This window comes from Acidovorax sp. GW821-FHT11A03 (assembly GCF_058809075.1).
The window spans coordinates 310,091-328,147 of record NZ_JBXASG010000007.1; the positions used below are offsets into that span (position 1 = coordinate 310,091).

At 66.9% G+C, this 18,057-nt stretch carries 16 protein-coding genes; 3 read left to right on the forward strand and 13 right to left on the reverse strand.

Annotated elements, in window-relative coordinates; translation table 11 throughout:
• Nucleotides 1–20: 20 nt before the first annotated feature.
• The 10 genes from AC1RVY_RS19280 to rpsB all read right to left on the reverse strand — a co-directional run bounded on the left by AC1RVY_RS19280 (nucleotide 21) and on the right by rpsB (nucleotide 10,247).
• Nucleotides 21–539: an OmpH/Skp family outer membrane protein gene (locus AC1RVY_RS19280; protein ID WP_218297690.1), complete on the reverse strand. Its 519-nt coding sequence runs from the start codon at nucleotides 537–539 to the stop codon at nucleotides 21–23.
• Nucleotides 539–2,836: an outer membrane protein assembly factor BamA gene (gene bamA / locus AC1RVY_RS19285; RefSeq protein ID WP_218297691.1), complete on the reverse strand. Its 2,298-nt coding sequence runs from the start codon at nucleotides 2,834–2,836 to the stop codon at nucleotides 539–541. The genes AC1RVY_RS19280 and bamA overlap by 1 nt, the downstream gene beginning before the upstream one ends.
• Nucleotides 2,837–2,881: 45 nt before the next feature.
• On the reverse strand, nucleotides 2,882–4,246 hold the full coding sequence (rseP, locus tag AC1RVY_RS19290) for an RIP metalloprotease RseP (protein WP_492807750.1): 1,365 nt from the start codon (nucleotides 4,244–4,246) through the stop codon (nucleotides 2,882–2,884).
• Between the two features lie 26 nt (nucleotides 4,247–4,272).
• The gene (gene ispC / locus AC1RVY_RS19295; protein WP_369643761.1) at nucleotides 4,273–5,451 is read right to left on the reverse strand and encodes a 1-deoxy-D-xylulose-5-phosphate reductoisomerase; all 1,179 of its coding nucleotides are present in this window, start codon (nucleotides 5,449–5,451) and stop codon (nucleotides 4,273–4,275) included.
• Nucleotides 5,451–6,308 (reverse strand): phosphatidate cytidylyltransferase, encoded by an 858-nt coding sequence (locus AC1RVY_RS19300; RefSeq protein WP_492807751.1) that lies wholly within the window; start codon nucleotides 6,306–6,308, stop codon nucleotides 5,451–5,453. The genes ispC and AC1RVY_RS19300 overlap by 1 nt, the downstream gene beginning before the upstream one ends.
• Nucleotides 6,309–6,316: 8 nt before the next feature.
• Nucleotides 6,317–7,048 (reverse strand): polyprenyl diphosphate synthase, encoded by a 732-nt coding sequence (gene uppS / locus AC1RVY_RS19305; protein ID WP_218297694.1) that lies wholly within the window; start codon nucleotides 7,046–7,048, stop codon nucleotides 6,317–6,319.
• Between the two features lie 23 nt (nucleotides 7,049–7,071).
• Complete coding sequence (frr, locus tag AC1RVY_RS19310) at nucleotides 7,072–7,632, reverse strand: ribosome recycling factor (protein ID WP_218297695.1); 561 nt, start codon at nucleotides 7,630–7,632, stop codon at nucleotides 7,072–7,074.
• A 58-nt stretch (nucleotides 7,633–7,690) separates the two neighbouring features.
• Entirely contained in the window at nucleotides 7,691–8,413 is a 723-nt protein-coding gene (gene pyrH / locus AC1RVY_RS19315; RefSeq protein WP_056413356.1) for a UMP kinase, read from the reverse strand.
• Nucleotides 8,414–8,463: 50 nt separating this feature from the next.
• The gene (gene tsf / locus AC1RVY_RS19320; protein WP_218297696.1) at nucleotides 8,464–9,390 is read right to left on the reverse strand and encodes a translation elongation factor Ts; all 927 of its coding nucleotides are present in this window, start codon (nucleotides 9,388–9,390) and stop codon (nucleotides 8,464–8,466) included.
• A 104-nt stretch (nucleotides 9,391–9,494) separates the two neighbouring features.
• On the reverse strand, nucleotides 9,495–10,247 hold the full coding sequence (gene rpsB, locus AC1RVY_RS19325) for a 30S ribosomal protein S2 (RefSeq protein ID WP_218297697.1): 753 nt from the start codon (nucleotides 10,245–10,247) through the stop codon (nucleotides 9,495–9,497).
• Between the two features lie 214 nt (nucleotides 10,248–10,461).
• On the opposite strand from rpsB, the gene AC1RVY_RS19330 reads away from it, so the two are divergent.
• Complete coding sequence (locus AC1RVY_RS19330; protein ID WP_492807753.1) at nucleotides 10,462–11,820, forward strand: amidase; 1,359 nt, start codon at nucleotides 10,462–10,464, stop codon at nucleotides 11,818–11,820.
• Between the two features lie 49 nt (nucleotides 11,821–11,869).
• Nucleotides 11,870–13,102, forward strand: a complete 1,233-nt coding sequence (locus tag AC1RVY_RS19335; RefSeq protein WP_218341587.1) for an FAD-dependent oxidoreductase — start codon at nucleotides 11,870–11,872, stop codon at nucleotides 13,100–13,102.
• 145 nt (nucleotides 13,103–13,247) lie between these two features.
• On the opposite strand, the gene AC1RVY_RS19340 is transcribed toward AC1RVY_RS19335, so the two are convergent.
• A complete protein-coding gene (locus tag AC1RVY_RS19340) occupies nucleotides 13,248–14,771 on the reverse strand; it encodes a CoA-acylating methylmalonate-semialdehyde dehydrogenase (RefSeq protein WP_492807754.1) in 1,524 nt (507 codons plus the stop codon).
• A gap of 112 nt (nucleotides 14,772–14,883) precedes the next feature.
• Between AC1RVY_RS19340 and AC1RVY_RS19345 the strand changes: the two genes are divergently transcribed.
• Nucleotides 14,884–15,828: a LysR family transcriptional regulator gene (locus AC1RVY_RS19345; protein WP_218297701.1), complete on the forward strand. Its 945-nt coding sequence runs from the start codon at nucleotides 14,884–14,886 to the stop codon at nucleotides 15,826–15,828.
• Between the two features lie 162 nt (nucleotides 15,829–15,990).
• Here the strand turns inward: AC1RVY_RS19345 and AC1RVY_RS19350 are convergent, their stop codons facing one another.
• A complete protein-coding gene (locus AC1RVY_RS19350) occupies nucleotides 15,991–16,968 on the reverse strand; it encodes a tripartite tricarboxylate transporter substrate binding protein (protein ID WP_492807756.1) in 978 nt (325 codons plus the stop codon).
• A gap of 44 nt (nucleotides 16,969–17,012) precedes the next feature.
• Nucleotides 17,013–17,987, reverse strand: coding sequence for a Bug family tripartite tricarboxylate transporter substrate binding protein (locus tag AC1RVY_RS19355; RefSeq protein WP_218297703.1), 975 nt, complete (start codon nucleotides 17,985–17,987; stop codon nucleotides 17,013–17,015).
• Between the last annotated feature and the right edge of the window lie 70 nt (nucleotides 17,988–18,057).

An 18,057-nucleotide genomic window follows, 5' to 3' on the forward strand; every position in this document is an offset into this window, starting at 1 on the left:
CACCTGTCCAGCGCTGGGGCTTACTTGCCGGCAGCGGCATTCAGCGCCTTGATCACCTTGTCGGTGATGTCGTGCTTGGGGTTGATGTAGACGGCCTCCTGCAGGATCACGTCGTACTTCTCCGCCTCTGCCACCTGCTTGACCACCTTGTTCGCACGTTCGAGCACCTGGGACAGTTCCTCGTTCTTGCGGGCGCTCAGGTCTTCCTGGAATTCGCGGCGCTTGCGCTGGAATTCACGGTCCTGGTCCACCAGCTGGCGCTGGCGGGTGGTGCGCTGGCTTTCAGCCATCGTGGGAGCTTCGCGCTCGAACTTCTCCGTGGCGGTCTTCAGGGTGTTGCCCATGTCCACCAGTTCTTTCTCACGGCGGGAGAATTCCTGCTCCAGCTTGGCCTGTGCAGCCTTGGCGGTGCTGGCCTCGCGGAAGATGCGGTCGGTGTTGACAAACCCGGCTTTGAACTCTTGCGCTTGTGCAGGCGCTGCGATGGCAAGCGTGCCAAGCAGCAGGGCCAGAGAGATATGGCGAGAAAAGGATTTCATTAGAAAGACGTTCCAATCTGGAATTGCAGTTTCTGGATTCTATCGCCGGCGAACTTGCGCACCGGTTGCGCAAAGGCCAGGCGCAACGGACCCAGCGGGGAAATCCAGCTCAGGCCCAGGCCGACGGAGGAACGCATGTCACTGAAAGTAACTTTTTCGTTCTCTCCGTACACATTACCCACATCAAAGAAGGTGAATACACGCAGTGTCCGGTCGTTGCCCGCGCCCGGAAAGGGTGCGATCAGCTCCGCGTTCAAGGTGACCTTCTTGGGTCCCCCCAACGACGCGCCCGTCACGTCACGCGGCCCCAGCGTACCCTGGTCGAAGCCGCGCACGGATCCCAGCCCACCCGAATAGAAGTTCTTGAACACGGGGAACGGCCTGCCGTTCATGCCCTTGCCGATGCCCACCTCGCCGTTGAAGGCGATGGTGAAGCGCTTGTTCAGCGGCACGTACTGCTGGTACTGGTAGTTGGCCCGTACATAACGGGCATCCCCTGCCACCGACCATTCTGAATTGAGGCGCTGATAGCGGCCGGAATTCGGCGCCAGAGCGCTGTCGCGGTCGTCCCGCGACCAACCGATCGTCAAAGGAATGGAGGTGCTGCTGTAGCCAAACTGGTCGGCATAGGCCAAGTAGGTGGCGGGAATGTTCGTACCCGCCTTGATCTTGGTCTGCTCCAGCCCCCCACCAAAGAACACGGTATCGGTTTCACTGAACGGAACACCGAATCGCACCGAAGTTCCGGTGGTCACCAACTCGTAGTTGCCGCCCTGGTCTTCGTAGGGCTTGTCCGTGCGGTAGTACACATCCAGCGTGCGCGAGATGCCTTCCGGCGTGAAGTACGGGTTGGTGGTACTGAACACCAGCGTGCGACGGTACTTGCTGGTGTTGACATCGATGCCCAGGTAGTTGCCGGAACCGAAGATGTTTTCCTGCTTGATGCCGAACGACAGCGACACCTTTTCGGCGCTGGAGAAACCCACCCCCATCTGCAGCGAGCCCGTGGGCTTTTCCGCCACGTTGATCACGAGGTCCACCTGGTCGGGGGAACCCGGCACTTCCTGGGTTTCCACATTGACTTCGGTGAAGAAGCCCAGGCGGTCCACGCGGTCGCGCGACAGGCGGATCTTCTCGCCGTCGTACCACGAGGCTTCGTACTGGCGGAATTCACGGCGGATCACTTCATCGCGCGTGCGGTTGTTGCCGCTCACGTTGATGCGGCGCACATAGGCGCGGCGCGAGGGTTCGGCCTGCAGCACGAAGGCGACCCGGTTGTTTTCGCGATCGATTTCGGGCACGGCTTCCACGCGCGCGAAGGCGAAGCCAAAACGCGAGAAATACTCTGAAAACGCCTTGGTCGTTTCCGTGACCTGGTCCGCGTTGTAGGGCTCGCCCGCGCGGATGGTGACCAGGGACTTGAACTCGTCTTCGCGGTCCAGGTAGTTGCCCTCCAGCTTGACGCCCGAGACCACGTAGCGCTCGCCTTCCGTCACGTTGACGGTGATGGAGATGTCCTGCTTGTCGGGCGAGATGGCGACCTGCGTGGAGTCGACCCGGAACTCCAGATACCCGCGCTGCAGGTAGTACGAACGCAGCGTCTCCAGATCGGCATTGAGCTTGGCGCGCGAGTAGCGGTCCGACTTGGTGTACCAGCTGAGCCAGCCCCCGGTGTCCTGGTCGAACAGGCCTTTGAGCGTGGATTCACTGAAGGCCTTGTTGCCGACGAGGCGCACTTCCTTGATGCGGGCAGGTTCGCCCTCGACCACGGTGAAGGTCAGGTTGACACGGTTGCGCTCGATCGGCGTCACGGTGGTGACGACCTCGGCACCGTACAGGCTCTTGTTGATGTACTGGCGCTTGAGCTCCTGCTCGGCGCGGTCCGTCAACGCCTTGTCGTAAGGCCGGCCCTCGGTGAGTCCGACATCGCGCATGGCCTTCTTGAGCGCGTCCTTGTCGAACTCGCGCGTGCCGGCGAAGTCAACGTCGGCGACGGTGGGCCGCTCTTCCACCACCACCACCAGCACGTTGCCGGCCGCCTCCAGGCGCACGTCCTTGAACAGGCCCAGTCCGAAAAGAGCGCGGATGGCCGCGGCGCCCTTCTCGTCGTTGTAGTCGTCACCAACCCGCAGCGGCATGGAGGCAAACACGGTGCCGGGCTCCACGCGCTGCAGGCCCTCGACGCGGATGTCCTGCACCTTGAAAGGCTCCAGAGCCCATGCCGCATTGGCGGCAAAAATCATGGCTGCAACGGCCGATGCGGTACGCACGCCCAGGCGATTGATGTGTTTTTTCATGAATGAAGCTGGAGCCGCAGTTGCAGGGCAAGCGCGGCAAAAGTGTTAGCCAAAGAGCCGGGTGATATCGTTGAACAGGGCAATGGACATCATGAGAAGCAGGACCGCAACGCCTCCACGCTGCAGGCGCTCCATCCATGCATCCGACACCCCCCTGCCCGTGACACCCTCCCAAAGATAATACATCAGGTGCCCTCCGTCCAAGACAGGGAGCGGCAGCAGGTTGAGCACGCCCAGGCTCACGCTGATCAGCGCAAGGAAGACAAGGTACTGCGAGAGTCCCAGGCTGGCGGAGCGCCCTGCGTAGTCGGCGATCGTCAGGGGGCCGCTGAGGTTCTTGAGCGATGCCTCGCCGATCACCATGCGCCCCATCATCCGAAGCGTGAGGATGGAGACATCCCAGGTCTTGACCACGCCGGCCCAGGCCCCCTCGAACACGCCATATTCCACCGTCACGAATTCAGGGGGGGCCCCGACATACGCCCCGATGCGGCCGACGGAGGCGCCCAGTTCCGGCTTGGCCTCGGGCAACACGTCCACGCTCAGCACCTGGCCTGAGCGATCAATGCGCCAGGACTGTGCCAATGGCTCGCTTCCCCGCACCGACTGGCGGATCAGCTCGCGCAGCTGCTGGCCGTCCACCACGTCGCTGGCACCGATTCTGAGCACCACGTCCCCCTGGCGCAATCCAGCGCGGGCTGCGGCCCCGTCAGGCATGACCTCGCCCAGCACCGGCCGTGTCCACGGCCCCAGGATGCCGATCTTGCGAAACAGCTGGGCGTCCGCCTCCCGGCTGTCGATCTTCGACATGTCCAGCAGGATTTCCCGGTGCACGGCGCCCGACTGCGGCTGCACGTCGAGGTGCACGTTCACACCCTCCAGCGCACCGCGCGTGAGCAGCCAGCGCAGATCTTCAAACGACCGCACGGGCTCCATCTCGTCCGACCCCAGCGCTGCCTGCGCGACCAGCTCGCCGCCCCGCAGGCCGGCACTCTGCGCGACGGACCCGGCCACCGGACTGGCGAGCACCGCCTTGGGCTCGTCCACCCCGTTCCAGTTCACAATGGAATACAGCAGCACCGCCAGCAGCAGGTTTGCCAGCGGCCCCGCGGCCACGATGGCCGCGCGGGAGCGCAGCGGCTGGGTATTGAAAGCCAGATGCCGCTCCTCGGCGGCCACAGGCGCTTCCCGCTCGTCCAGCATGCGCACATAGCCCCCCAGCGGAAAAGCCCCCAGCACGAACTCCGTGGGCGACCCCTTGGGCTGCCAGCGCAGCAATGGTTTGCCAAAGCCCACCGAGAAGCGCAGCACCTTGACCCCGCACGCCACGGCCACCCGGTAGTGGCCATATTCGTGCACGGCGATCAGAAGGCCCAGGGCCACGATGAAGGCAACGATGGTAAGGAGCATGTACGGGTCCGTGGTGCTGTGAGAACTCAGGCCGCCAGGCGGCCCGCGGCGTGCTCGGCAGCATTGCGTGCCTGGGCATCCAGGTCCAGCAGGGCTTCGAGGGAATCCGGCTTGGAGGGAGAAACCGCGTCCAAAGTTGCAAGATTCACGGCATGGATACGGTCGAAACGCAGCCGCCCCGACAGGAAGGCCCCGACCGCGACCTCGTTGGCGGCGTTCAATACGGCGGTCGTGCCTTCGGCCGCCTTGAGCGCCTGCCAGGACAGGTGCAGCCCGGGAAAACGGGCCGCGTCGGCATCTTCAAACGCCAGCGCCGTCAAGGCAGAGAAGTCGAGCCGGCTGGCACCGCTGGCGATGCGCTCCGGCCAGGCCAGGCCGCAGGCGATCGGCACGCGCATGTCGGGGGTGCCGAGCTGGGCGAGGATCGATGCATCCTTGAACTGCACCATCGAGTGGATGATCTGCTGCGGATGGATCACCACCTTGATCTGGTCGGGGTGCAGGTCGAACAGCCAGCGCGCCTCGATCACTTCCAGCGCCTTGTTCATCATGGTGGCCGAATCCACCGAGATCTTGCGGCCCATCGAGAAATTGGGGTGCGCGCAGGCCTGGTCGGGCGTGATCTGCGAGAGCGTGGACGGATCCCGCTGGCGGAAGGGACCGCCAGACGCGGTCAGCAGGATGCTGTCGACGCGTTCGGCCCAGGTCGCCGGATCTTCGGGCAGGCACTGGAAAATCGCGGAATGCTCGCTGTCGATGGGCAGCAGCGTCGCGCCGCCCTCGCGCACGGTCTGCATGAACAACCCGCCGCCCACCACCAAGGCCTCCTTGTTGGCCAGGAGCAGCCGCTTGCCCGCGCGCGCTGCAGCCAGGCACGGCGCCAGGCCGGCAGCGCCCACGATGGCCGCCATCACGGCATCCACGTCAGGGTGGGATGCTATTATTTCAAGAGCATCTTGCGCTTGAAGGACTTGCGTTGGAAGGGCATTTGCCTGCAGTCTTTCAGCCAGCAGCGCCGCATGGGGGGCACTCGCCATCACGGCGTAGCGGGGGCGGAACTGCGCGCACTGCGCCAGCATCAGGTCCACCTGGGTCGCGGCACTGAGCGCGAACACCTCGAAGCGCTCGGGATGGCGAGCCACCACGTCGAGCGTGCTGGTACCGATGGAGCCCGTGGAACCCAGGACAGTCAGTCGTTGTTTCATCATTGCGTTGTCAGGCTCGTGAGCATCATGGCCAGCGGCAGGGTGGGCAGCAAGGCGTCCACCCGGTCGAGCACGCCACCGTGCCCGGGCAACAGGCCGCTGCTGTCCTTCACGCCCGCGCTGCGCTTGATCAGGGACTCCACAAGGTCACCCGACACGCTCATGGCCACCATGAACGGGGCGGCGATCACGAGCAGCCACCAGCCTTGCTGCGCCATGCGGCTGTAGAAACTGGGAACGGCCGCCTGCCAGTGGGCATCGGCGGCCACCCAGATGAACGCCATGGCCAGCACGCCGGCAAGGCCGCCCCACACGCCCTCCCAGCTTTTGCCGGGACTGATGGAAGGGGCCAGCTTGCCCTTGGTGAAGCGCAGGCCAAAAGCACGGCCCGCGAAGTACGCGAAGATGTCGGCGACCCACACCAGCAGCAGCACCGACAGCAGGAAGTTGACGCCCACGTTGCGCGCCTGCACGACCGCCAGCCACGCAAGCCAGAGGGCCAGCACCCCGGCCACCAGGCGCACCGCCGCCGGAATGCGAGGCCAGCCGGGCACGCCGGCCCTGAGCAGCCAGGCCGCGGACAGCACCCAAAGGCCACCCCCCGCCACCCAGAGCCCCGCCAGCGGGCGGTCAATCCAGCCCAGGGCCCACGACCCGGCGCACAGGGCGACGCACGCGCCCCCCACAGCCACGGAGCCCGCCTGTCCGAAACCGCTCAAACGGCCCCATTCCCAGGCGCCAGCCGCCATGAGCACCAGCACCACCAGGGTGAACGGGACGGTGGACGATGAATAAAAAAGCGCCGGCAGCAGAATGGCCAGCAGGACAAGGGCTGTGATGACGCGCTGTTTGAGCATGGGGCCTTTCAGCCCGGCATCGGATGGGGATGCGCGGACAGGATCTGTTCGGAGGTTTTGCCAAAACGGCGCTCGCGGCCGCCAAAGGCAGCAATCGCCTCGTCCAGCGCCGACTCGTCGAAATCCGGCCACAGCCGGTCGCTGAAGAAGAACTCGGAGTATGCGGCCTGCCACAGCAGAAAGTTGCTGATCCGCATTTCCCCCCCGGTGCGGATCACCAGGTCCGGATCGGGCACATGGGCCAGACCCATCGCACCGTGCAGGCTGGCCTCGGTGATGGGCTCGCCGCGCGCTGCCAGCGATGCGGCGGCCTGGGCGATGTCCCAGCGGCCGCCATAGTTGAAACAGACGTTGAGGACGAGGCGGGTGTTTTGCGCCGTGGCGGCTTCTGCCTGCGCCAGGCCATCGCGCACCTTGGGCGACAGGCCGGCACGCTCACCCACGAAATACAGGCGCACGCCATCCTTCTTGAGCTGCGGCACTTCGCGTGCCAGCGCCATCGCCAGGAGTTCCATGAGGCCAGAGACCTCATCCGCCGGGCGGTTCCAGTTTTCAGACGAGAACGCGAAGACGGTCAACACCCCCACGCCACGCTGCACGCAGGCGCGCGCGCAGCGGCGCAGTGAATCAACCCCTTGCTTGTGGCCGGCCAGGCGCGGCAGAAAGCGGCGCGTGGCCCAGCGGCCGTTGCCATCCATGACGATGGCGATGTGGTGCGGCACCACCGGAGATACAGACATGTGAACGTTCAAGCCCTCAAGGCTTAAACCGCCATGATTTCCTGCTCTTTGGCCGCCACCAGCGCATCGATCTCGGCGATGTGCCTGTCGGTGAATTTCTGCACGTCGGTTTCGGCGCGCTTCTGGTCGTCTTCGGACGCCAGCTTGTCCTTGACCAGCTTCTTGACGGACTCGTTGGCATCGCGGCGCAGGTTGCGCACGGCGATCTTGGCGCTTTCGCCTTCATTGCGGGCCAGCTTGGTCATTTCCTTGCGGCGCTCTTCGCTCATGGGCGGCATGGGCACGCGGATGAGATCGCCCATGGACGCGGGGTTCAGGCCCAGATCGCTTTCGCGGATGGCCTTCTCGATCTTGGCGCCCATGCCCTTTTCCCAGGGCTGGACGCTGATGGTGCGCGAATCGATCAGCGCCACATTGGCCACCTGGCTCAGGGGCACGAAGGAGCCGTAGTACTCGACCTGCACGGTGTCGAGCAAGGCGGGGTTGGCACGGCCGGTGCGGATCTTCTGCAGGTTGTTCTTGAACGCCGCGATGGACTGGTCCATCTTGGTCTCTGCATTCTTCTTGATGTCGGCAATCGTCATGTTTTCTCCTCGGGGCCGGCCTGCATCCGGTGCAGGCCGCAAGCCATCATCGTCGTCGTCAAGCGTAAACCAGCGTACCTTCGTCTTCGCCCATCACCACGCGCTTCAAGGCGCCATGCTTGATGATCGAGAACACCCGCACCGGCAGCTTCTGGTCGCGGCACAGCGCGAAGGCGGTCGCATCCATGATGCCCAGGTTGCGGGACATGGCCTCGTCGAAGCTGAGCTTCGTGTAGCGCGTGGCCGTGGGGTCCTTCTGGGGGTCGGCAGTATAAACGCCGTCCACCTTGGTGGCCTTGAGCACCAGCTCGGCGCCAATCTCGGCACCGCGCAGGGCAGCCGCCGTGTCGGTGGTGAAGAACGGATTGCCCGTACCGGCCGCGAACACCACGACCTTGCCCTCTTCGAGGTACTGCAGGGCCTTGGGACGCACGTAGGGCTCGACGACCTGCTCGATGGCGATGGCGGACATCACGCGGGCCACCAGGCCCTGCTTGTCCATGGCGTCCGCCAGGGCCAGCGCGTTCATGACGGTGGCCAGCATGCCCATGTAGTCGGCGGTGGCACGGTCCATGCCGACCGAGCCGCCGGCCACGCCACGGAAAATGTTGCCCCCACCGATCACCACGGCCACCTGGACACCCAGGCGCGTCACTTCGGCGATCTCCTCCACCATGCGGACGATGGTGGCGCGGTTGATGCCGAAGGCGTCATCCCCCATCAGCGCCTCACCAGACAGCTTGAGCAGGATGCGCTTGTGGGCTGGTGCGGCGTGGGACATGGGAAATTTCTCCGGTGATAGATGCGGGGCTTGGGGGGTTGCGGAAACGATCAGGCAGCAGCCTTGGCAGCAGCCACCTGGGCGGCCACTTCGGCGGCGAAGTCGTCGACCTTCTTCTCGATGCCTTCACCCACGACGTAGAGCGTGAAGCCCTTCACGTTGGTGTTGGCGGCCTTGAGCATCTGGGCCACGGTCTGCTTGCCGTCGGCGGCCTTCACGAAGACCTGGTCAGCCAGCGAGACTTCCTTGAGGTACTTCTGCACGGCGCCGTCGATGCGCTTGGCGGTGATTTCCGCGCTTTGCGCGGGCTTGCCGGCGGCCACGAGTTCCTTGTTGGCTTCGTCGGCCTTGCCTTCGGCGACAGAGCGTTCCTTGGCGATCAGGTCGGCAGGCACGTCGGCGCTGGTCAGGGCCACGGGCTTCATGGCGGCCACGTGCATGGCCACGTCCTTGGCGGCAGCGGCATCGCCGTCGAACTCGACGACCACGCCAATGCGCGAGCCATGCAGGTAGGCTGCCAGGCTGGAGCCGCTGAAGCGCTTGAAGCGGCGGAACGACATGTTTTCGCCGATCTTGCCGATCAGGCCCTTGCGCACGTCTTCCAGCGTGGGGCCGAAGCTGTCCTGGCTGTAGGGCAGCGCGCCCAGGGCTTCGACGGTGGCGGGGTTGTGCTCGGCCACCAGCTTCGCGGCGGCATTGGCCATGGCGATGAAGCTGTCGTTCTTGGAGACGAAGTCGGTTTCGCTGTTGACTTCAACCAGGGCACCGGTGGTGCCGTCGATGTAGCTCGCCACCACGCCTTCGGCCGTGATGCGCGATGCAGCCTTGCCCGCCTTGGTGCCCAGCTTGACGCGCAGCAGCTCTTCGGCCTTGGCCATGTCGCCGTCGGCTTCCGTCAGGGCCTTCTTGCATTCCATCATGGGCGCGTCGGTCTTGCCACGCAGTTCAGCCACCATGCTTGCGGTAATTGCAGCCATCTTTATTCCTTCAGTGTTCAGTTCAATCGATTAGATTCAGCCTAAAAAAAAGGGGGCTCACCAGGGGCCCCGCTTTCATTCGCGACGGATCGCGCAGCCGGGTATCAGGCGGCGGCTTCTTGCACTTCCACGAACTCGTCGGAGCTCTCGGCCGTCACGGCCTTGACCACTTCGTTCACGGCGTTCGCACGGCCTTCGATGATCGCGTCGGCGATGCCACGGGCGTACAGCGTCACGGCCTTGGCCGAGTCGTCGTTGCCAGGGATCACGTAGTCGATGCCTTCAGGCGAGTGGTTCGTATCGACCACACCGATCAGCGGGATGCCGAGCTTCTTGGCTTCGGCCACGGCGATCTTGTGGAAGCCCACGTCGATGATGAAGATGGCGTCGGGCAGCGCAGCCATGTCCTGGATGCCGCCGATGTCCTTTTCGAGCTTCTCGATCTCGCGGGAGAACGTCAGCTGCTCCTTCTTGCTCAGGCTGTCGAGGCCAGCTTCTTGCTGGGCCTTCATGTCCTTGAGGCGCTTGATCGAGGTCTTGACCGTCTTGAAGTTGGTCAGCATGCCGCCCAGCCAGCGCTGGTCCACGAAGGGCACGCCAGCGCGCAGGGCTTCGGTGGACAGGATCTCACGGGCCTGGCGCTTCGTGCCGACCATCAGGATCGTGCCGCGGTTGGCAGCCAGTTGCTTGGCGAACTTCTGGGCTTCCTGGAACAGTGGCAGCGACTTTTCCAGGTTGATGATGTGGATCTTGTTGCGATGGCCGAAGATGTAGGGGGCCATCTTGGGGTTCCAGAAGCGGGTCTGGTGACCGAAGTGGACACCGGCTTCCAGCATTTCGCGCATGGTAACGGACATAAAAATACTCCAAAGGTTGGGTCTAAAATCCAGCCCCAATACTTGCGCCGCCGTGGTTTCTCACGAAAGACGCAACACCTTGACAGGGCTGGTTTGCGATTGGTTCTGCGCAAGCCGCCACACGCACATTGCGACAATGCCCGATCACACCGGATTGCACTGCCCCTTGCCCGCGTTACTGCTCCCAGCAAAACCCAAAGATTCTAGCACACCCATGCTCCCTGACCTGATCGCCACCCGCGACCGCCTGCGGGACGGCACCACCGCCGTGCCCGCAGAGCTGGAACGTTGCATCGAAGCCGCCCAGTCCCCTGCGAACACCCACAGTTTCGTGCGCACGCTGTTCGCGGAAGCACGCACCAATGCGGTGCAAGCCGGCCTGGACCGCCTGCCCCTGGCCGGCCTGGCGGTATCGGTCAAGGACCTGTTCGACATCGCCGGCCAGCCCACGCCCGCCGGCTCCACGGTGCTGGCGGATGCGCCCGCCGCAGCGGCCGACAGCCCCGCGGTGGCGCGCCTGCGTGCCGCGGGTGGCGTTGTCATCGGCCGCACGAACATGGTGGAGTTCGCGTTTTCAGGCGTGGGGGTGAATCCGCACTTCGGCACGCCCGCGGCCTTCGATGCCCGGTCGGGCGCATTGCCCGGCGCGCCACGGGTTCCCGGCGGCTCGTCGTCGGGCGCCGCCGTGTCGGTGGCCAGGGGGGCTGCGTTCATCGGACTGGGGTCGGACACGGGAGGGTCGATCCGCATTCCGGCGGCGCTCAACGGCATCGTGGGCTTCAAGAACACCGCGCGGCTGGTCCCCACGGCCGGGGCCGTCCCGCTGTCCACCACGCTCGACACGGCCTGCGCCATGACCCGCAGCGTGCGCGATGCCATCGTGGCGCACGAGGTGCTGGCCGCCCGGAGCGTCACGCGCAGCCTGGCACCGCTGTCGCAATACCGCCTGGCCGTCCCCTCGACGGTCTTCCTGGACGGCATGGACGCCACGGTGGCCCGGGCGTTCGAGCGCACCCTGTCCGCGCTGCGCGCGGCGGGCGCCACCATCGACACCATCGACATGCCCCCCATGCAGGAGCAGCCGGTGCATGGCTTCTCCGCGCCCGAAGCCTACGCCTGGCACCGCGAACTGCTGCAGCGCGCGGGCACGCGCTACGACCCCCGTGTGCGTGCGCGCATCGACAAGGGTGCGGCGCTGATGGCATGGGAATACATCGACCTGCTGCAGGCCCGCCAGCACTGGATGGCCCGCATGCACGCGTGCATGGAAGGCTACGACGTCCTGCTGTCCCCCACCGTGCCCATCGTGGCCCCCGCCCTGGCGGATGTGGCCCCGGCCGGCGGCCAGGACGCCGCGCAGGATGCGGCGCGCGACGCCGAGTTCTTCCGCGTCAACACCCTGCTGCTGCGCAATACCAGCGCCGTCAATCTGCTGGATGGCTGCGCGCTGTCCCTGCCCTGCCATGTACCGGGGGAACTCCCGGTGGGCCTGATGGTCTGGCACGGGGCCCTGCGGGATGACACCGTGCTCAACACGGGCCTGCAAATCGAAAAAATACTACAAAAACAATAGCTGCAAGCGCTTGATAATCAAGCTCTAGAGGCTAAAAACACCCAAATTCATGAAGATTGCCATCGTGGGCGCCGGCATTGTCGGCGTCACCACTGCCTATGAGCTGGCCAGCGACGGCCACGAGGTCACCGTGTTCGAGCAGCGCAGCGCTGCCGCCGAAGAAGCCAGTTTTGCCACGGCCGGCCTGCTGGGCTCCCACGTGCTCAGCCCCTGGGCCCTGCCCGGCTTCGGCCAGGCGCTGCGGCTCATGGGCGCCCACGCCACGCTGCGGCTGGCGTCCGGCTTGGGCCAGGACCATCTGGCCTGGCTGTGGCGCTGGCGCCGAGCGGCACGCGCCAACAGCGCGCCGGCCCCGGCGCTGGAGCAACTGGCGCGGTACAGCCAGGAGCGCCTGAAGGCCATCGCCAGCCAGCACGAGCTGGATTTCGAATCCAGTGACGGACGCCTGGTGCTGCTGCGCAGCGAGCAGGAGCAGGCCGCGCTGCAGCCGGCCCTGCAGGTGCTGCGCGACTGCGGCGTGGCGGCACGCGAGATCGATGCCGCGACGGCGCGCCACATCGAGCCCGGGCTGTCCCCCGACGCCCCGCTGGCCTGCGCCATCCACCTGCCCGACGCCAGCGCCGGCAACTGCCGCCTGTTCGCGCAACTGCTGCGCCAGGGCACGCAAGGTTCGGGCGTGCAGTTCGCGTTCAACACCCGTGTCGAACGCATCGGCACCAGCCCCCTGGGCATTGCGGTGCCCGGCGAGCCCGAGCTGCGCCGCTTCGATGCCGTGGTGCTGTGCGCGGGCATGGCCTCGGCCGCGCTGCTGCCGCCGCTGGGGCTGCGCCTGCCGATGACCGCCGTGTACGGCTATTCGGTCAGCGCGCCCCTGCGCGAGTCCACGCACGCGCCACGCGCCAGCGTGGTGGACATGGCCCAGCAGATCTCCATCACCCGCCTGGGGCAGCGTGTGCGCATTGCCGGTGGCGCGGAGCTGGCGGGCGCCGACGCGGACCACCATGCGCCCACCCTGCAGCGCCTGTACCGCACGCTCAACGACTGGTTCCCCGGAGGGGCGCAGCTGTCCTCGGGGCTGCAGGTTTGGCGCGGCGCGCGCACCATGCTCCCCGACGCGGCCCCCGTGGTGGGCCCCAGCGGGGTGCCGGGGCTGTGGCTCAACACGGGCCACGGCGCCGGCGGCTGGGCCCTGGCCTGCGGGAGCGCCCGGGCCGTGGCGGACCTGATCGGCCAGCGCAGCCCCGAGATCGGCCTCGAGGAGTTCGGCATCCAGCGTTTCTAGAGCGTGCTGGAGTCCCCCCTGAACGGGAGGCCCGGCAAACCCGCCAGGGATGCTGGGCGCGGGGATCGAAAGGGCCCGCGGCAACGCGCCGCGGCCACGAAAAAAATGGGGCCAAAGCCCCATTCCAGCGACCGCGCGCCGGGTCCTACTTGGCCGTCGGCATCACGAACTCGGCCCCCTTGGGCGTGCTTTCAGGCCAGCGCTGCATGATGCTCTTTTGCTTGGTGTAGAAGCGCACGCCTTCCTCGCCGTAGGCGTGCATGTCGCCAAACAGGCTGCGCTTCCAGCCGCCAAAGCCATGCCAGGCCATGGGCACGGGAATCGGCACGTTGATGCCGACCATGCCGGCCTGGATGCGGCGGCCGAACTCGCGGGCCACGTTGCCGTCGCGCGTGAAGCAGGCCACGCCGTTGCCGAACTCATGGTCGTTGACCAGCTTCACGGCCTCGCCAAAATCCTTGGCGCGCACCACCGCCAGCACCGGGCCGAAGATCTCCTCCCGGTAGATGCGCATCTGCGGCGTGACATGGTCGAACAGGGTGCCTCCCATCCAGAAGCCGCCTTCGCAGCCCTCGCCGGCCTGCGCCGCGTCAAAGCCGCGGCCATCCACCAGCAATTGCGCGCCCTCCTTCACGCCCAGGTCGATGTAGCCCGAGATGCGCTCGTGGGCCGCGCGGGTGACGATGGGGCCCATCTCCGCCGCCAGGTTCGTGCCGTCGAGCACCTTGAGCGCCTTCGTGCGCTCGACGAGCTTGGGCACCACCTTGTCGGCGGCATCTCCCACCAGCACGGCCACGCTGATGGCCATGCAGCGCTCACCGGCCGATCCGTAGCCCGCGCCGATGAGGGCGTCCACGGCCTGGTCCATGTCGGCATCGGGCATGACGATCATGTGGTTCTTGGCGCCGCCCAGGGCCTGCACGCGCTTGCCGTGGCGGGCGCCGGTCTCGTAGATGTAGTTGGCGATGGGGGTGGAGCCGACAAAGCTGATCGCCCGGACATCGGGGTGCTCGATGAGCGCATCCACCGCCTCCTTGTCGCCCTGCACCACGTTGAAGACGCCGTCGGGCAGGCCCGCCTGCCGGAACAGGTCGGCCATGAGCAGCGAGGCCGTGGGATCGGTGGGGCTGGGCTTGAGCACGAAGGTGTTGCCGGTCGCGATGGCCACCGGAAACATCCACATGGGCACCATGACCGGAAAGTTGAAAGGCGTGATCCCCGCCACCACGCCCAGGGGCTGGCGCAACGTCCAGTTGTCGATGCCGGTGCTCACCTGGTCGGTGAAATCGCCCTTGAGCAGTTGCGGAACGCCGCAGGCGAACTCGATGATGTCGATGCCGCGCGCCACCTCGCCCTGCGCATCGGTGAACACCTTGCCATGCTCGGCCGTGATGGCGCGGGCCAGCGCATCCTTGTGCTGGTTGACCAGCTCCAGGAACTTGAACAGCACGCGGGCGCGGCGGATGGGCGGCGTGTCCGCCCAGGCGGGAAAGGCGGCCTGCGCGGCGGCCACGGCCGCATCCACATCGGCGCGGTGGGCCAGCGCCACGCGGCCCGTCACGGCGCCCGTGGCGGGATTGGTCACCTCCTGGCTGCGTGTGCTGGTGCCCATGGTGCGCTGGCCGTGGATGTAGTGGCCAATGGGGGCCGGCTGGGTGGCGGTGGTCATGCAAACCTCTTTCAAAGAACGGTGGAAAGTGGCCTGCAGTCTAGGAGCGACAACCCGCCGCGCCAAGACCGTGGCGGTGAATTGATTGTTCACATTGATGAACAATAGAGCCATGAAATCGACAATCCACCCCAAACCCGAAGCCCTGTGGTCGCACCTGCACTGGCTCGTCGTGCTGGGCGAACAGGGCAGCTACACCGGCGCCGCCGCGCGCCTGGGCGTGAGCAAGGCGGCCATGAGCCAGCACATCGCGGAGCTGGAACGCGCGGCAGGCGTGCCGCTGGTGCGGCGCACCACGCGCAGCGTGGGCCTGACCGAGGCGGGGCGGCAGCTGGTGGACGACACGCGGGGCGCGTTCGACAGCATCGCCGAGAGCTTTGCGAGCGTGCGCGACCGCGCCGGCGTGCCCCAGGGCCGCCTGCGCGTGACCGCCCCCGTCGCGCTGGCACGCCAGCAACTGGTGCCCCGGCTGCCCGCGTTCGTGCGCGCCTATCCCGAAGTGCGGCTGGAGCTGGACCTGTCGGACAACCTGCGCTCGCTGACGCTCGAAGGGCTGGACCTGGCCATCCGCCACACCGCCGTGGCCCCCGACACCCATGTGGCCTGGCTGCTGTGCACCACGCGGTCCGTGCTGGTGGCCAGCCGCGCCTACCTGCGCCGCGCCGGCCTGCCCCGCACGCCCGGCGACCTGCGCGGGCACGACTGCCTGCACTACCCCCGCACCCAGGAAGCTCCGGCCTGGACCTTCGAGCCCGTGGTGCCGGGCACCGCCCCCCGACTGACCGTGCCCGTGGCCGGGCCGCTGGCCGCCAGCAACAGCGAGGCCCTGCGCGACGCGGCCCTGGCGGGCCTGGGCATCGCGCTGGTCCCCGACTTCAGCGCGCAGGCCGCGCTGCAGTCGGGCAAGCTCGTCCAGGTGCTGCCCGACTGGCGCTCCGTGGGCACCTTCAGCGAGACGATCCACGCGATACGCCCCTACTCGGCCCATGTGCCGCGTTCGGTGTCGGTGTTCGTGGAATGGCTGCGCGAGGCCTTTGCCCCCGGCTTCGGGGCATGAGGCCGTGCGCGTGCCGCGGCCCCCGGGGCGGGGGAAGCCGTGCGGCCATGCCCACCGCGAGGCGGACACCGTGGACCCGGCGGACGCACATCCAAAAAAAGAAAACCGCCCGCAGCGGCCCCGTGGGGCGCCGCAGGGCGGGCCTGCAGGTTCGGCGGCTTCTCAGGCCTTGATGCCCAGCCTGTCCACCAGTTGCTTGAACGTGGCGTTGTCCCGTGCGATCAGGGCGTTGAAGTCCGCCTGGTCCAGGTAGCCCTCCCCCATGTTCTGGCGGGCCATGGTGTCGCGCAGCGCGGGCTCCTGCAGGGTCTTGGCGATGGCGGCGCGCAATACCGCCACCACTTCGGGCGGAGTGCCCTTGGGCGCGGCCAGACCGCGCCAGCCCCCGATCACGAGGTCGATCTTGCGTTCCTTGAGCGTCGGCACCGCCTCCCACCCGGCGGCGATGCGCTGCTCTGACATCACGGCCAGCGGGCGGATCTTGCCCGCCGCCACATAGGTGGCCACCTCCACCGGCGTGACGGCCACCACCTCGATGTGCCCGCCCAGCAGGTCCAGCACGGCGGGGTTGGCACCGCGGTACGGCGCATGGTTGAACGACACGCCCACCTTGTCCTCCAGCGCCGCGGCCGCCAGATGCCCCAGCGAGCCCGGCCCCGCATTGCCCACGCGCACGCCGCCCGGGCTCTTGCGGGCGGCCGCCAGCAGGTCCTCGATGGTGCGCAGGGGGGAGTCCGCGCGCACGGCCAGCGTGGCCGGGTCGGCGTTCAGCCGAGCGATGGGGGCCAGGCTGTCGGCCGTGATCCTGGTGATGCCCATGTGGGGGATCATCGTGATCTCCACCGTGATGATGGCGAGCTTGTAGCCGTCGGGCCGGGCATTGGCCAACTCGGTCCAGCCCACGGCGCCGCTGGCGCCCGCCTTGTTGAGAACGATCAGGTCCTGCGGCAGGTGCTTGCGCGCCGCCTCGGCCAGCGCCCGGGCCAGCACATCGGTGCCGCCGCCCGCGGCGAAGGGCACGATGAGTTCAATGGGCTTGCCAGGATAGGCCGCGGTCTGGGCGGCGGCGGGCAGCATGGCACCTGCGGCCAGGCTGGCCAGGGCCGCGCAGGCATGGCGGCGGTTCAGGGAAACGGTCATGGCGTGGTGTCTCGTGTCGGGTATCAGGGGTCGTATCGGCCCGGTCAATCAAGGCGGATGTTGGCGGCGCGGATCACGCCCGCCCACAGCTTCTGTTCGCTGCGCACGAAGTCGGTGAACTGCTGGGGCGTCATGGACAGCGGCTGGATGCCGATCTCTTCGAGCTTGGCGCGCGTCTCGGGATGGCGCAGGGCGGCCGCCAGGTCCTTGTTCAGGCGCTCCACCACCGCCGCAGGCATCCGGGCCGGGCCCACGAACCCCTGCCACGCATAGGCCTCGAAGCCGGGTACGCCGGCCTCGGCCATGGTGGGCACATCGGGCAGGATGGACAGCCGCTGCGGCGTGGCCACGGCCAGCACGCGCACCTTGCCCGCCTTGATCATCGACAGGCTGGGCGGAAGGTCGACGAACATCGACTGCACCTGGCCCGCCATGAGGTCCTGCAGCGCCGGGGCCGAGCCCTTGTAGGGGACATGCAGGATGTCCGTGCCGGTGCGCTGCTTGAACAGTTCCAGTGCCACGTGCAGCGGAGAGCCCGGGCCCGACGAGGCCGACGAGACGGTCCCCGGGCTCTTGCGCACCTGGGCCAGGAACTCCTGCATGTTCCGGGCCGGGAAGTCGGGGTGCACGGCCAGCACCAGGGGCATGCGGCCCAGGCCGCCGATGAAGCTGAAGTCCTTCTCGGCGTTGTAGCTCAGCGCGGAATACATGGCCGGGTTGAAGGCCAGCGTGCCCGAATCGGCCGTGCCCACGGTGTAGCCGTCTGCCGCGGAGCGCGCGATGAAGGTGGCGCCGATGATGCTGGCCGCGCCCGGCTTGTTGTCCACCACCACGGGCTGGCCCAGGTCCTGCCCCATGCGCACGGCCAGGCTGCGCGCGATCACGTCGGTGGTGCCGCCGGGCGCATAGGGAACCACCCATTTGACGGGCTGGGACGGGTAGGCGGCGGTCTGCGCCTGGGCGCCGAGCGTGCAGGCGAGCAGTGCACCGGCAAGGATGCGAAGGGTGTTGCGTTTCATGGTGTGTTTGTCTCCAGAGGTTGGCGGTTCAGGGGCAAGGTTTTCTGCGAACCTTTTCGGAAATCTTTGG

Coding starts and splice junctions, on each gene's coding strand:
- AC1RVY_RS19280 (WP_218297690.1), bottom strand. CDS start 539: ATGAAATCCTTTTCTCGCCATATCTCTCTGGCCCTGCTGCTTGGCACG.
- bamA (WP_218297691.1), bottom strand. CDS start 2,836: ATGAAAAAACACATCAATCGCCTGGGCGTGCGTACCGCATCGGCCGTT.
- rseP (WP_492807750.1), bottom strand. CDS start 4,246: ATGCTCCTTACCATCGTTGCCTTCATCGTGGCCCTGGGCCTTCTGATC.
- ispC (WP_369643761.1), bottom strand. CDS start 5,451: ATGAAACAACGACTGACTGTCCTGGGTTCCACGGGCTCCATCGGTACC.
- AC1RVY_RS19300 (WP_492807751.1), bottom strand. CDS start 6,308: ATGCTCAAACAGCGCGTCATCACAGCCCTTGTCCTGCTGGCCATTCTG.
- uppS (WP_218297694.1), bottom strand. CDS start 7,048: ATGTCTGTATCTCCGGTGGTGCCGCACCACATCGCCATCGTCATGGAT.
- frr (WP_218297695.1), bottom strand. CDS start 7,632: ATGACGATTGCCGACATCAAGAAGAATGCAGAGACCAAGATGGACCAG.
- pyrH (WP_056413356.1), bottom strand. CDS start 8,413: ATGTCCCACGCCGCACCAGCCCACAAGCGCATCCTGCTCAAGCTGTCT.
- tsf (WP_218297696.1), bottom strand. CDS start 9,390: ATGGCTGCAATTACCGCAAGCATGGTGGCTGAACTGCGTGGCAAGACC.
- rpsB (WP_218297697.1), bottom strand. CDS start 10,247: ATGTCCGTTACCATGCGCGAAATGCTGGAAGCCGGTGTCCACTTCGGT.
- AC1RVY_RS19330 (WP_492807753.1), top strand. CDS start 10,462: ATGCTCCCTGACCTGATCGCCACCCGCGACCGCCTGCGGGACGGCACC.
- AC1RVY_RS19335 (WP_218341587.1), top strand. CDS start 11,870: ATGAAGATTGCCATCGTGGGCGCCGGCATTGTCGGCGTCACCACTGCC.
- AC1RVY_RS19340 (WP_492807754.1), bottom strand. CDS start 14,771: ATGACCACCGCCACCCAGCCGGCCCCCATTGGCCACTACATCCACGGC.
- AC1RVY_RS19345 (WP_218297701.1), top strand. CDS start 14,884: ATGAAATCGACAATCCACCCCAAACCCGAAGCCCTGTGGTCGCACCTG.
- AC1RVY_RS19350 (WP_492807756.1), bottom strand. CDS start 16,968: ATGACCGTTTCCCTGAACCGCCGCCATGCCTGCGCGGCCCTGGCCAGC.
- AC1RVY_RS19355 (WP_218297703.1), bottom strand. CDS start 17,987: ATGAAACGCAACACCCTTCGCATCCTTGCCGGTGCACTGCTCGCCTGC.